The sequence below is a fragment of the Flavobacterium gilvum genome (assembly GCF_001761465.1).
GTDB classification, from domain to species: domain Bacteria; phylum Bacteroidota; class Bacteroidia; order Flavobacteriales; family Flavobacteriaceae; genus Flavobacterium; species Flavobacterium gilvum.
This window is the reverse complement of record NZ_CP017479.1, coordinates 2,142,787-2,156,881: the sequence shown is the minus strand read 5'-3', so window position 1 is coordinate 2,156,881 and position 14,095 is coordinate 2,142,787. Positions and strand designations below refer to the sequence as shown.

General features: G+C 34.4%; 12 protein-coding genes. 5 read left to right on the top strand and 7 right to left on the bottom strand.

Annotation, left to right across the window (positions count from 1 at the left end; genetic code table 11):
- Positions 1-83: 83 nt before the first annotated feature.
- The gene (locus EM308_RS09095) at positions 84-1,697 is read right to left on the bottom strand and encodes a CTP synthase (protein WP_035640227.1); all 1,614 of its coding nucleotides are present in this window, start codon (positions 1,695-1,697) and stop codon (positions 84-86) included.
- Positions 1,698-1,867: 170 nt separating this feature from the next.
- Complete coding sequence (locus EM308_RS09090; RefSeq protein WP_035640226.1) at positions 1,868-2,098, bottom strand: DUF3820 family protein; 231 nt, start codon at positions 2,096-2,098, stop codon at positions 1,868-1,870.
- 162 nt (positions 2,099-2,260) lie between these two features.
- On the opposite strand from EM308_RS09090, the gene EM308_RS09085 reads away from it, so the two are divergent.
- Positions 2,261-3,061, top strand: a complete 801-nt coding sequence (locus tag EM308_RS09085; protein ID WP_035640225.1) for an endonuclease/exonuclease/phosphatase family protein — start codon at positions 2,261-2,263, stop codon at positions 3,059-3,061.
- A 70-nt stretch (positions 3,062-3,131) separates the two neighbouring features.
- Here the strand turns inward: EM308_RS09085 and EM308_RS09080 are convergent, their stop codons facing one another.
- From EM308_RS09080 to guaA, 4 genes are all read right to left on the bottom strand, one after another.
- Positions 3,132-3,533 (bottom strand): OsmC family protein, encoded by a 402-nt coding sequence (locus EM308_RS09080; protein ID WP_035640223.1) that lies wholly within the window; start codon positions 3,531-3,533, stop codon positions 3,132-3,134.
- A gap of 111 nt (positions 3,534-3,644) precedes the next feature.
- Positions 3,645-5,627 carry a LysM peptidoglycan-binding domain-containing protein gene (locus EM308_RS09075; RefSeq protein WP_035640221.1) on the bottom strand — a complete coding sequence of 661 codons (1,983 nt, stop codon included), beginning with the start codon at positions 5,625-5,627 and terminating at the stop codon, positions 3,645-3,647.
- A 96-nt stretch (positions 5,628-5,723) separates the two neighbouring features.
- On the bottom strand, positions 5,724-7,610 hold the full coding sequence (locus tag EM308_RS09070) for a LysM peptidoglycan-binding domain-containing protein (RefSeq protein WP_035640219.1): 1,887 nt from the start codon (positions 7,608-7,610) through the stop codon (positions 5,724-5,726).
- A 64-nt stretch (positions 7,611-7,674) separates the two neighbouring features.
- Entirely contained in the window at positions 7,675-9,204 is a 1,530-nt protein-coding gene (gene guaA / locus EM308_RS09065) for a glutamine-hydrolyzing GMP synthase (protein WP_035640218.1), read from the bottom strand.
- 235 nt (positions 9,205-9,439) lie between these two features.
- On the opposite strand from guaA, the gene EM308_RS09060 reads away from it, so the two are divergent.
- Positions 9,440-9,970 carry a hypothetical protein gene (locus tag EM308_RS09060; protein WP_231560004.1) on the top strand — a complete coding sequence of 177 codons (531 nt, stop codon included), beginning with the start codon at positions 9,440-9,442 and terminating at the stop codon, positions 9,968-9,970.
- 32 nt (positions 9,971-10,002) lie between these two features.
- On the opposite strand, the gene EM308_RS09055 is transcribed toward EM308_RS09060, so the two are convergent.
- Positions 10,003-10,701 carry a hypothetical protein gene (locus EM308_RS09055; protein WP_051877748.1) on the bottom strand — a complete coding sequence of 233 codons (699 nt, stop codon included), beginning with the start codon at positions 10,699-10,701 and terminating at the stop codon, positions 10,003-10,005.
- A gap of 417 nt (positions 10,702-11,118) precedes the next feature.
- Between EM308_RS09055 and EM308_RS09050 the strand changes: the two genes are divergently transcribed.
- The 3 genes from EM308_RS09050 (at position 11,119) to EM308_RS09040 (ending at position 14,082) form a co-directional block, all read left to right on the top strand.
- Positions 11,119-11,505 (top strand): RidA family protein, encoded by a 387-nt coding sequence (locus EM308_RS09050; RefSeq protein WP_035636580.1) that lies wholly within the window; start codon positions 11,119-11,121, stop codon positions 11,503-11,505.
- Positions 11,506-11,592: 87 nt separating this feature from the next.
- Positions 11,593-12,822 carry a voltage-gated chloride channel family protein gene (locus tag EM308_RS09045; protein WP_051877747.1) on the top strand — a complete coding sequence of 410 codons (1,230 nt, stop codon included), beginning with the start codon at positions 11,593-11,595 and terminating at the stop codon, positions 12,820-12,822.
- A gap of 255 nt (positions 12,823-13,077) precedes the next feature.
- Entirely contained in the window at positions 13,078-14,082 is a 1,005-nt protein-coding gene (locus EM308_RS09040; protein WP_035636576.1) for a DHH family phosphoesterase, read from the top strand.
- Positions 14,083-14,095 lie beyond the last annotated feature (13 nt).

The window sequence follows — 14,095 nt, the reverse complement described above, 5'->3', positions numbered from 1 at the left end:
TGAATTAGAAACTGATTTCTTTAGTCATCAAAAAACGGTTAACGTTACATTTTGACAACTATGATTTTTCAATTAAAACCTTATTATTTTTTTTTAGCTTTTACAGCAGCCGCTACAAAATTCACAAAAATAGGATGCGGATTTGCTACCGTACTCTTGTATTCAGGATGGTATTGCACACCTATGAAGAACGGGTGGTCTTCTAATTCTACAATCTCCACGAGCCCTGTATCAGGATTTACACCAGAAGAAATCAGACCCGCTTTTTGCAACTGATCTACATATTGACTATTGTATTCGTAACGGTGACGGTGACGCTCTGAAATGGATGTTTTTCCGTAAATTCTATGAGCCAATGTATTAGGTTTAATCTCACATTTCCAAGCTCCAAGACGCATTGTTCCTCCTTTGTCGGTAACATTTTTTTGATCTTCCATCAAATTGACAACTGGATTCTTGGTTTTGTCATTCATTTCGGTAGAATTGGCATCGGCTAATCCTACTATATTTCTTGAATATTCGATAATAGACATTTGCATTCCTAAACAAATTCCGAAAAACGGAACTTTATTTTCACGTGCAAAACGGATAGCTTCAATTTTTCCTTCAATTCCTCTCTCTCCAAAACCAGGAGCAACAAGAATTGCATCCAAACCACTCAATTTTTCTTTGATATTCTCTGAATCTATAAATTCTGAATGTATAGAAATAACATTTACTTTGGTTTCATTGGCAGCACCTGCATGAATGAAAGCCTCAAGAATAGACTTGTAGCAATCCTGCATTTCTACATATTTTCCTATCAAACCAATGTTTACTGTGTGTTTTGGAAATTTTAATCTACGTAAAAAAGTGTTCCAATTTTTTAAATCTGGAGCCGCTTTTTTAGGCAAATCCAGTTTTTTCAATGCCACAATATCCAATCCTTCTTCCAACATTAAATTTGGCACTTCGTAAATAGTTGAAGCATCAATAGATTGGATTACCGCTTCTCTTTTTACATTACAAAACAAAGCTAATTTATTACGGATATCATCAGCAATTTCATGTTCGGTTCTACAAACCAAAATGTCTGCTTTGATACCGCTTTCCATTAAAGCTTTAACAGAATGTTGTGTAGGTTTTGTCTTTAATTCTCCTGCTGCGGCCAAATAAGGAACCAACGTTAAATGGATAACTATCGCATTATTTTCGCCTAAATCCCACACCAACTGACGTACAGATTCAATATAAGGCAAAGATTCAATGTCACCCACTGTACCACCAATTTCGGTAATAACAATATCATAATCACCGGATTTACCCAGCAATTGCATTCTTTCCTTAATTTCGTTGGTAATATGAGGAACAACTTGAACGGTTTTACCCAAGAATTCACCTCTACGTTCTTTTTCAATTACAGAAAGATAAATTCTACCAGTCGTTACGTTATTAGCCTGAGAAGTCGGAACGTTCAAAAAACGCTCGTAGTGACCTAAATCCAAATCGGTTTCAGCTCCATCATCCGTTACGTAACATTCTCCATGTTCATAAGGATTTAAAGTTCCTGGATCGACATTGATATAAGGATCAAATTTCTGAATTGTTGTCCTATAACCTCTTGCCTGTAACAATTTTGCCAACGATGCCGCTATAATTCCTTTTCCCAAAGAAGAAGTCACACCACCTGTAACAAAAATATATTTCGTTTGATTCATCTGTTGTTGTTTGAAATGTAGTTGTTTAAAAAACGTGGCAAAAGTACAAATTTAATTAGACAATTTGCTAATTAGAAAATTAGAAAATGATGAATTAAATTCATTTCAACCAATATTATAATATCCATCTTAAATTATCTAATTTTCTAATTGTTCAATTAGCAAATTATTTAAGGTTTTGGATATTTCTTTTTTATGTTCCGAATTAGCTCTTCGAGTCCATTGAGCTTTAATTCATGAATTAATTTCAGTTGTTCGCCCAATTCTCCTTTTGGAAAACCTTTATTGCTGTACCAAACAATGTAATACTCCGGAATGTCTATAAGAAACCAACCTTCGTATTTCCCAAAAGGCATTTTGGTATGCGCCAATTTTATAAGCTGTTTTTGGTTTTGGTCCATTGTTTTGCTGATTTTTTCGCAAGGTAAAATATTAGCCCGACAAAATTGTTTTCAAAAGTCTTTGTTCAGAAAAAAAATCTAAATATTTTTTTGCCATTTATTACAAAACATTTCACAATTATATCTACATTGTGCTCGAAAACAAACCTAAAACGATTTACTATGAATTTAAAACCATTTCTGATTCCATTATTACTTTTCGCAGTTAGTTTAACATTCGCGCAAAGCGAACAAAAGGACAAAAAAATAATAAAATTTCTAACCTTCAACATTTATCATGGCGAAACCATGAAAGGCGATTTTAACCTTGATGTTATTGCTAAAGTAATAAATGATGCCAATCCTGATTTTGTAGCACTACAGGAAGTTGATTACAAAACAAACCGTGCCAGAAAATACGACTTGGTAACCGAATTGGGTATCAGAACCAAAATGTCTTCTCTTTTTGCAAAAGCAATGAAATTTGACGGTGGAGAATATGGCGAAGGAATTTTATCCAAACACTCTATAGCCTCTTCCAGAAATGTAAATTTACCTTACACCAAAGGCAATGAACCCAAAAATGCAGTAGAGATTGTATCGGTTCTTCCTTCTGGCGACACGATTGCTTTTGTTGGCACTCATTTGGATTATAAAGAAATCGAAACAGACAGAATCAATCAGGTTAAAAAAATCAATGCTGTTTTTATAAAAAATAAATACCCAACAATTTTAGCCGGAGATTTAAACTCCTTGCCAGACAGTAACCCAATGAAAATTCTGGAAGAAAAATGGGGAACATCTTATGACAAACAAAACCCACAATCACAATTTACTTTTCCGTCAAGCAAACCAGACAAAACAATTGATTACGTAATGTATTCTCCAAAAAATAGATGGAAAGTTATAAGCAGAGAAGTCATTCAGAATTCAGTAGCCTCCGATCATTGTGCTTATTTGGTCACTCTTGAACTTTTGGATTAAAGATTAAAAGAAATAAAAAAACTGTCTCGCGACAGTTTTTTTTTGCATTTAGAAATCTTCTACTTCCAATTTATTTCCAATTAAAAGTAATTCGTTTATCGATATCATCATTCAAACTCAGGAAAACAGGACAAGTCATTGCAGCTCTTTCCAAGATTGTTTTATCTTTTTGCTCTGTAACACCCTGCATTTCAAAAACAATTTCGATAGCACCAATTTTTCTAGGCTCGGCATTCATAATTTTAGTAACTGCCGCAGTTGAACCTTTAAAATCAACATTCATGGCTCTTGCTTTTATTCCCATGATGGTCATCATACAGGTAGCCAAAGCATTTGCGACAGCATCTGTAGGAGAGAAAGCCTCTCCTTTTCCATTATTGTCAACCGGAGCATCTGATAGTACTTCAGTACCCGATTGAATGTGTATTGAGGAAGTTCTTAAATCTCCCAAATAAGTTACTTTTGAAGTCATTTTTTTTTTAGTTATGAGTTATCAGTTGTCGGTTATCGGTTGTCAGTTATTGGTTTTGGGTTTTCAGCTATCAAAACCGATAACTCATAACTGAAAACCGAAAACAGTTTTTCACTTCGCTTCTTTAATTGTCAAATCAGTGTCGTAATACAAGATATATACACCTTTATTTGCATAACCTTCATCTTGGTTTTTATGATATTCAAATTTGTTCTCCACCTGTTCTGTAATCATCGTTTCGGCTGTTTCCTGATAGGTTTTATCTTGTGACAAACGCATCATAGTGTCAAAAGTAATATCAAAACCACGAATAGCATACGAACTTGGATTTACTTTATTCTTTTTTCTGTAATTCTGCATAAATATCTGTGCTTCGGGAGAATTATTTTCTCGAGTTGCAGAAGGATACATCAAATGCAACTTGGTCAGATTTGCAAAACTAACTTCGTCTGTATCCAAAGTATCATTAGGTTCCAAAATCACCAATTGCACTTGATAACCATTGGCCATAGCCCAAAGCATGGTGTTTATAGTGTACTTAACCATTCCCGTATTGGCCGACTCCAGAATAACATAATTCATTCTGTCTTTTACCAATAATTTTTTTAAATTCTCCACATCTAAACCGCCTGTTTCTGTCAACGGAGCAATTTTTACAGCTGTTTGATTTTCCGAAATATATTTTCTGATCGATTCTCTTTTCTTGTCGATTACTGCTACCAAATTTCCTTGTTTGGCATTCAAAAAATCAAACATTGCAGTTTTCAGCACTGATGGTGGCACAATGGATTGATATAAATTCGGTATCGGATTACCTGCGTCTTTTGACAGAGGAGAAATCACTGGCACATTATTTTTTGCAAATAACACTGCCGCTTTTTCCACATTATTTTGATAAAAAGGCCCAACAACTGCATCTACATCTGCAAGATTATTGTCATTAAAAATAGAACCTATGTTGGAAGTTGTCTTGGTTTCATTAGAATCAAAAATCTTCACATCAATATTAACTCCAACTGTTTTTGCAGAATCAATCGCCATCAAAGCTCCCGAATAAAAATCCAGAGTCATATTCAAAAACTTGTCATTATTCAATCGATTAACTGTAGAAGTAATCGTGTCACCACTATTTTTGGCCAAATTAAAAGGGAACAACAACACAAGAGTCTTTTTGTCCTGACTGTATTTTTTAGTCAAAACAACTTTTTGCTTAGCCGAATTAACCGCAATTTGATTCGATTTTGACGGTACTTTCAAAACCATTCCTTCCTGCACACCCGAGGATAAAATTGGATTTAATTCAACTAATTGCTGTTGCGTCAATCCAAACATTTTTGACAAACTGTAAAATGTTTCTTTTGGTTTTACTGTATAATCTATATAATGTATCGGTTCTGAAACCTTCACTACAGATTTCTTTTCGGTTGTAACAGAAGCTTTTACAGGAACGCTTTGGGCAACCGGTTTGGGTCTGTTTCCTTTTATCAGCAATTCATATCCTATCTCCAAATTGGCTACGATATCAGGATTTTTTTGTTCCAGTTCTTCGATAGTAATATCATACTTCTTAGCTATAGAATACTTGGTTTCTTTTGGTTGCACAATATGATAAACAGGAACATTATTCTTTACAAGAACACTTTGTTTTACATCACTTTGAGAAGGAATATTCAAAAGCTGTCCTATTTGCAAACCGTTTTTTACAAGATCTGGATTGGCTTTTTTCAAAGCTTCATCGCTTACATCGTATTTTTTTTCAATTCCAAATAAAGTTTCTTTTGCAAGCACCAAATGTGTTTTAGGCGATTGTGCCACTGATTTTGATGGAGACGGAGTAGTTTTCACGGGTGGAGCCGCATTAGTTTTCACGCTACTCACATTACTTTTTGGAATCAGCAAAACAGCATTTGGCTTCAATCCATTTTGTACATCTGGATTGAGTTTATAAATTTCGTAAGGAGTAATTTTAAATTTTTGAGCAATCTGTGCTACAGTTTCCCCTTTGGCAACAATATATTTATCAATTTTTTCCTGCGAAAAACTAGAGGACACTGAAAATAAAACAGTACAAAGTACAGCTGAAAAATAGTTCATATTAGTAGGGTTTATGTGCATTATAAATTTCAGTAAAAATACTGTGTTTATAGGAAAACATCGCTTCTCATCTTGTTAATTTATTCCTTAATTAGTTTATTCGGAAACTACATTTGCTATAAACATTTTTTCAAAAAGAGGTTTCCCTTGTTTTTGAATACATTCATAAAGTGCTTCTTCCTTGGTCGCAACCATTTTAGAATAAACATAATAAGAAAGTATATTCATATTATAGAAAAAATTAGCTTCCAAAGAACCAGAATCACTCAATTTCCTGATAAAAGAATCTCTCGCAGCGGCCTCCTGAAAATTACCCAAAACAACATAATATCCCGATTTCAAGTCTTTAATTCCTTCCACTTTTTCCACTTTAATGGCTTTTACTTTTGCAGGTTGCTTGGCTAATTCTTTTTTTATTTGTTCCAAAGTAAGCGACTTGGACACCACTCCTGTTTTTGCTTTCGATTGGGATTCGGATGCTTTATTCTGATAGCTTTGGTTTTTTAATTTCGCCAAATTATCATCAAAAGCCCGAGCCTGTTTGCTGTAAAAAGTCGCCTTACTGATGTGCAATTTCAATTCTGATTTACTTTCATTATTCAAAGAATCCAGTTTGGTAATCAGTTTCAAATTATTCAAATCGCGCATACGCTGTTCCATTTCCATGTTTTTCAAATCCACGGGAGTCAATTTCACAGCCTTCACATTTGCTTTTCCTTTTTCGTTTTCACGAATACTTTTCTTGTATTCCTGATTTTCTTCAACAACAATACGCTCAGCTTTGTCCATCAAACCCGAATACACTTTTCTATTATCTGCCAATTGTTTTTTAAGCTGTTGAGACAATTCATTTGTTTTCGAAATATTCTCATTGGAAATCTTTTGCATACGAATGGATTCGTCAAGATCCACTAATTCGGTTTTTTTCAGTTCGTTCAAATCTTTACTCATTGTATTCACCAAAGAATCCAATTTAACCAAAAGAATCTCCTGTATATTTTTATTTGCTTCTAAAACCATTTTTAGTTTTTCGGCAGAGCCCTCTTTGGTATTGTCAATTTCTTTTAAATCCACCAAAAGACCATTTACTTTAATTACTTTTTGGTTGATTTCATTCTGCAATTCCAATTTTTCTTTTAGGCTGTTGATTTCTTTGGCATTGGCTTTGGATTTTTCGACCACCACTTGTTTTTCTGCCAAAGCAAGCATCAATTCCTCATTTTCATTGCTCGGCTTCACTTCTTTGACATTGATTGCCAATCGATTTCCTTCTGTCAATCCGTTTACAATTTCTGGATTTTGAGATTCTAATTGTTCTACGCTAATCCCAAATTGTTTTGCTATCGAATATTTGGTCTCTTTGGCTTTCACCACATAAAAAACAGTTTCGCCATTGATAACTCTCACTCTTCCATCAAGTGTTTTCTTTTTATTCGGAATTTTAATTTCCTGACCCACCTGCAAACCATTTTTCAAAATATCCGAATTGGTTTTATCCAAATCTTCCACAGATACATTATATAATCTGGCAATACTAAACAATGATTCTTTAGGTTGAACCAAATGCGTTTTTTTTGCGACAGCAACTTCTGTTTTTGGAGCATTATCCTGAGGAATAATTAATTGTTGTCCTACCTGCAATCCATTAGCAAGTACAGCAGTATTTGCATTTTGAATAACGTCAGCTTTGACATTATATTTTGTTGCCAGCCCAAACAATGTTTCTTTTGGGGCAACAATGTGAGTAATTGTATTTTTGACTTGAGGAAGTAATTCTGGAACGATTAGAATTTGATTTTCAGAGATTCCTTTTTGAGCTTCCGGATTCAGTCTGTAAATTTCAGAAGGAGTTGTGTTGTGATTTTGGGCGATTTGGGCTATGGTTTCGCCTTTTAAAACGGTATGTTTAGTTGCAGATTGCTGTCCGAGGGAGACATTTGAAACAAAAGCAACAAACAAAAAAAATCTTAAAATTTTTTTCATAAATAAGTAGGTTTAAACAATTAAGTCGTTACAAATGTAACGACTTAATGTTAAAAAAATTATATTATTCCCACTCAATTGTTGCCGGTGGCTTCGAACTTATATCATAAACTACGCGGTTTACACCTTTTACTTTATTGATAATATCATTAGACACTTTCATCAAGAAATCATAAGGAAGGTGTACCCAGTCTGCGGTCATTCCGTCTGTTGATTCTACTGCTCTCAGGGCTACTACTTTTTCATAAGTACGTTCATCACCCATAACTCCAACGCTGTTGACAGGTAGCAAAATCGCTCCGGCTTGCCATACTTTATCGTATAATCCCCAAGATTTCAATCCGTCGATAAAAACTTTATCTACATCCTGAAGGATTTGAACTTTCTCCAAAGTAATATCTCCCAAAATTCTAATAGACAATCCTGGCCCAGGGAAAGGATGTCTTCCTAATAATTCTGGATCAATTCCCAAAGTTGCACCCACTCTACGTACTTCGTCTTTGAAAAGCATACGCAAAGGTTCAACCACTTTCAATTTCATATAATCTGGCAAACCACCAACATTATGATGTGATTTGATAGTTGCAGATGGCCCTTTTACAGAAACCGATTCGATTACATCAGGATATATAGTTCCTTGGGCTAACCAAGTAACATCTTCGATTTTATGGGATTCATCATCAAAAACTTCGATAAAAGCATTACCAATCGCTTTTCTTTTTAACTCTGGGTCAGTAACTCCGGCCAAGGCATCATAAAAACGTTGAGAAGCGTCAACTCCTTTTACATTCAATCCCATTCCTTCGTACTGATCCAAAACGCTTTGGAATTCATTTTTACGAAGCAATCCGTTATTTACAAAAATACAATACAGATTTTTGCCAATTGCTTTATTCAATAAAACTGCTGCTACTGTTGAATCCACACCTCCTGAAAGACCTAAAACAACTTTGTCGTTTCCGATTTTTTCTTTCATTTCGGCTACAATTTCTTCAACAAAAGCATTTGGTGTGAAATTTTGAGGAACTTGAGCAATTTTTACAAGGAAATTTTCCAATATTTTTGTTCCTTCAGTAGAATGATAAACCTCTGGGTGATATTGAATAGCATAAGTTGTTTCGCCTTCAATTCTGTAAGCGGCAAATTCTACATCGTGCGTACTGGCTAATTTCACCCCATTTGCAGGCAATGTTTTGATACTGTCACTGTGGCTCATCCAAACTTGGCTGTTTGGAGAAATCCCTTCGAAGAAAACTTCATCTTCCTTAATATAGGACAAATTTGCTCTACCGTATTCTCTGGTATTAGAAGCAGCTACCTCACCTTCACTGAAATGAGCCAAATACTGAGCTCCGTAACATACGGCCAGCATAGGGAGCTTACCTCTAATTTGCGACAAATCCGGGTGTGGCGCATCTTCTCCTCTAACAGAGAATGGGCTTCCACCAAGAATTACGGCTTTATAACTTGATAAATCATCTGGAAAATGATTGTAAGGGAAAATTTCGCAGAATATATTTAATTCGCGAACTCTACGCGCAATAAGTTGAGTATATTGCGATCCGAAATCTAAAATAAGTACGTTGTGTTGCATGCGCAAAAATACTTTTTATATTTTGATTTCAAAAATTGAATTTCGAAAAAAAATATTTTCTTTTTTTATTAAAAAAATATTCAATTCTCAATCTCTAGCTTTACATTTGCAACGATTTTTTTTGAAAAACACTTCCCCACAAAAATCAAAAAAAATAGATTAGAAAAACAAACATCTAGTTCTCATTAGATAATAACCAAAAAATTAATACGTTATAATCTTCAAAAACCTACAAATGATGAAAACAAAAACAATCGCAATTACAGCTCTTATCTTTTTATTGACTATTTCCTGCAATGAAGTGGATAAATTATTAACCTTCAAAATTTCAAACGAAACTTCGTTCAAAATTAGTCCCGGAGCATCACTTAACACTCCGTTTGAAGTTCCCACTCCAGACGTTACAACAAATTCTACAGCTGAATTCAAAAACAACAACACCAATGCAGATTTGGTTAAAGATGTAAAATTGGACGAATTAAAACTAACCATCACCAATCCTGCCGATAAAACATTCAGTTTTGTAAAATCGGTTCATTTGTACATTTCAACAAATGCTACGGATGAAATCGAATTGGCGTATCAAGACAATATCAGTTCTACTAGCAACACAATTAATCTAACCTGTACAGACCAAAAACTAGACAAATACATTAAGTCTTCTAGCTATAAAATACGTACATCGGTAACAATTAATCAAACTTTTAGCCAAGAAGTAACGGTTAATGCCAGAATGACTTTTAAAGTTACAGCAGATCCTTTTTAATCTTATTTTATAAAAAAAGAGTAGTTGAAAAACTACTCTTTTACTATAACAAACTTTCCTTTTACACCAGCATCCCAATTATCCCAATATTCATGAATAATTAATTTGCCGGCGGCATCATATATATAAAACTCGCCAGTATTTCCACCTAAACTACCTCTATTCAAGGCCTCCAGTTCAAATACATTTATTCCGTCATGGAAATAAATAGTAAATTCCTTAAAATAGGCTTGCAATTCTAATGCCCCTCTTACCACTTTCTGATCAAGAATACCTTGGATAAAATCTCCATCAATAGCACCATAATCCCTGCATTTTATAACAAAATAAGCTGATTTTGTCCGTATTTCGCCGAAACTAACATCTTTTTTTACCAAATATCTGGTATCTTCTTTTAGCCCCTCCTTAATTAACCTTCTATCCATATCCTTGGCTAACTTATCCCTAACTTCGTCTCCGGGATTTATAAACTCATCTGTGGGAATCATCGAAATCTCACTCTTAACTTTTGGTCTATAATCAGTAACTGGATTGGGCGGCGACTGCACATTCGGATTTTTATAAACATTTGGAGGAATAATAGTAGAAGTATCTACCGGCGGAGGTACACTTTTCTTTTCTTTCGGTTTTATATTTACTGGAGGAATTCCCTTGAACTTATTATTAAACTCAACCTGAGCATAAGTACAAGTCACAAAACCCATAAGGAAAACAAAAAAAAATTGCTTCATAGTTTAAAAATGGTAGGTTTTCTATCTTAAAAAACAGTTTTTCCAAAAATAAAAAATCAACTATAATAAAATCACAAAACTAACATAATTTATTCTCGATTACCTGTTAAGATATTCTAAATTTTTAAAAAACATAACAAATCATCAGCTAAAAACCAGACAAGAGCACATTCATTTTCTTAAAAAAAGCAACACATCTGCAAAACAATTTATCTCCAAATAAAAAATACAAATCATTAAATCGTAATAAGAAATTAAAACAAAATTCCTTTTTTGTTATAAAAAACAGAAAATGCTCCATATAAAGCCTCTACCACAAAAGTGTCTCTTTTTTTAATTCTAATTTTTATAAATTGCGGGCTTTTTGAGAATTCCTCTATCCTTAAAAGTAATTAACATCAACTAAATAATAAAATAATGGAAAGAAAAAACATCTTAACCGGTTCACCTTGGGAAGACAAAATGGGATATTGCCGTGCAGTTCGCATTGGAAATATAATCGAAGTATCCGGAACTGTTGCAATCGTTGACGGCGAAAAAGTTAAAGCTGATGATGCCTACGCTCAAACTTTAAATATCCTTGAAAGAGTTGAAAAAGTACTGGAAGATTTAAATGTAGGCATGAAAGATGTAATCCGTACTCGAATTTTCACTACCGATGTTTCTACATTTGAAGACGTTGCAAAAGCACACGCTATTTTCTTTAAAGACATAAAACCAACCACTGGATTTTACGGCATCAACCAATTGGTAGCTCCTGAATATTTGGTTGAAATCGAATTAACCGCAGTTGTTGCTGAATAATCCAAAAAAACACTACGTTTGTAATACTTTTAAACCTTTTTTTAAAAAGTATTAGAATTAATCGATTTGGAAAAATTAAAAAATATAATGCCTATCACGCTCAAATGGATTCTCATTTGTTGTCTGATAGGCATTTTTTCAGGATCGGCATCAGCATTTTTCTTGGTTTCTTTAGAATTTGTAACCAAAGTCAGAGCTCATAACGAGTGGATTATCTGGATGTTGCCTCTTGGTGGTCTACTCATTGGTTATAGCTATTTTTATGCTGACTCCAAAATCGCAAAAGGCAACAATTTACTATTGGAAGAATATAATGAGCCTGATAAAAGGGTTCCCTTTCTGATGGCTCCACTGGTTCTTTTAGGAACATTAATCACGCATTTTTTTGGAGGATCTGCAGGACGTGAAGGAACTGCTGTACAAATGGGCGGAGCGATTGCCGATTTATGCACTCCTATTTTCAAACTTAATCATTCTGAGAGAAAGACACTAATGATTCTGGGAATTAGCGCAGGTTTTGCATCGGTTTTTGGAACACCGTTAGCGGGAGCAATCTTTGCTTTAGAAGTCGTTTTTTTTCATAAAATAAATTTAAGAAGTATTGTCCTTTCCTTTTTAGTAGCTTACATTGCTTACTTTACAGTTGAGTTTTGGGAGATAAAACATACTCATTATAGTATCCCATCAGTTCCCGAAATGGATTTTACCGCACTATTCTGGATAATTATTGTTAGTATTTTATTTGGGCTGGCAGCATTACTTTTTGCAAGAAGCACTCATTTTTGGGGCAAATTATTTTCCAAAAACATAAAATATCCGCCGTTAAGACCTTTTGTTGGCGGAATCATATTGGCTCTTTCGATTTATTTTATTGGAACAACAAAATATATAGGTTTGGGAATCCCCATGATTGTTGATGCTTTTAGTCTTCATAATGCACCTTACGATTTTATTCTAAAAATTCTCTTTACCGGATTTACGTTAGGAGCTGGATTCAAGGGAGGCGAAGTAACTCCATTATTTTTTGTGGGAGCTACTTTGGGAAGTGCATTGTCAGTAATTGTTCCTTTGCCAATTGCTCTTTTGGCCGGAATGGGATTTGTCGCAGTATTTTCGGGATCAACCCACACTCCTATCGCCTGTACTATTATGGGAATAGAACTTTTTGGTTTGCAAAGTGGAGTCTATATCGGTATTGCCTGCATTATAGCTTACTTTTTTTCCGGCAGTGTCGGTATTTACAAATCACAGATTTTGAAAGGTCCGAAATCTATTTTATACCAAAGTATTCGAAAAAAAGGATTGAAATACCTCTAGATTATTTTTAGTTTTAATCAGACAAACTCATTAGTTGTTTTTTAATGACCGCAAATTCGCAAATTTATTTTTAAAAAACCTAAGCCTGTAATTTTAAGAATATAATTTGCACTTAATTTAGCTAAAAGCGTCTCAATTTATAATAGTCCTTTTAATTAAAATTTGCGAATTTGCGGTCAAAACAACTCATTCCTTACTCATTAATTTTCCTAAAAGTTTTCAACTTTTGGTTTAAAAAATGTATTTTCGCAATCTATGAATACACTAGACATACAAGCGATACAGTTGCTATTGGCAACTCCAAAAAAAATTGCCATAATTCCTCATCGTGGTCCAGACGGAGACGCTATGGGTTCGACATTGGCGTTATATCATTTTTTGATAAAAAACAATCACCATCCTACTGTGATTTCCCCAAATGAATTTCCTGATTTTCTGGCTTGGATGCCGGGTTCCGAAACAGTAAAACTATACGAAAAAGACAAGGAAAACTCCACCAAAATACTGGAGGAAGCAGAACTGGTTTTTACTTTGGATTTTAACGCACTACACCGGGCGGGCGAAATGGAACAGGTTCTAGAAAAACTGACCGTTCCCTTTATCATGATTGACCACCATCAATGGCCGGACGATTATGCCACCTACACGTATTCGGATGTAGCTTATGGTTCTACCTGCGAAATGGTGTACAATTTCATTGATTTTTTGGGCAAAAAACAAGATTTAGACAAAACAATCGCAACTTGTATTTACACAGGAATCTTGACTGATTCAGGTTCATTTCGTTTTCCAAAAACCACTGGAACAACCCACCGAATTATCGCCGAATTGATTGACCTTGGTGTAGAAAACACTTTGATCCCAACCTTATTATTTGACAATAGTTCCTACAACCGTTTACAACTTCTTGGACGTGCTTTGCAAAATATGAAAGTGATGGAGGATAATAAAACCTCGTACACTACGTTGACACAAGAGGAATTAAACAGTTTTAACTATGTAAAAGGCGATACCGAAGGAGTTGTCAATTATGGTTTAAGCATAAAAGGAATCGTTTTTACAGCCATTTTCATCGAAAACAAAGAGGAAGAAATCATCAAAATCTCTTTCCGTTCCCAAGGTAATTTTGATGTCAATCAGTTTGCCCGAGATCATTTTAATGGCGGAGGACATATCAATGCCGCCGGAGGAAAATCAGAAACATCAATGGAGGAAACCATTAATAAATTTGAGAGTTTAGTACAAAAATTAAAAATATAAAGCCCCCATGAAA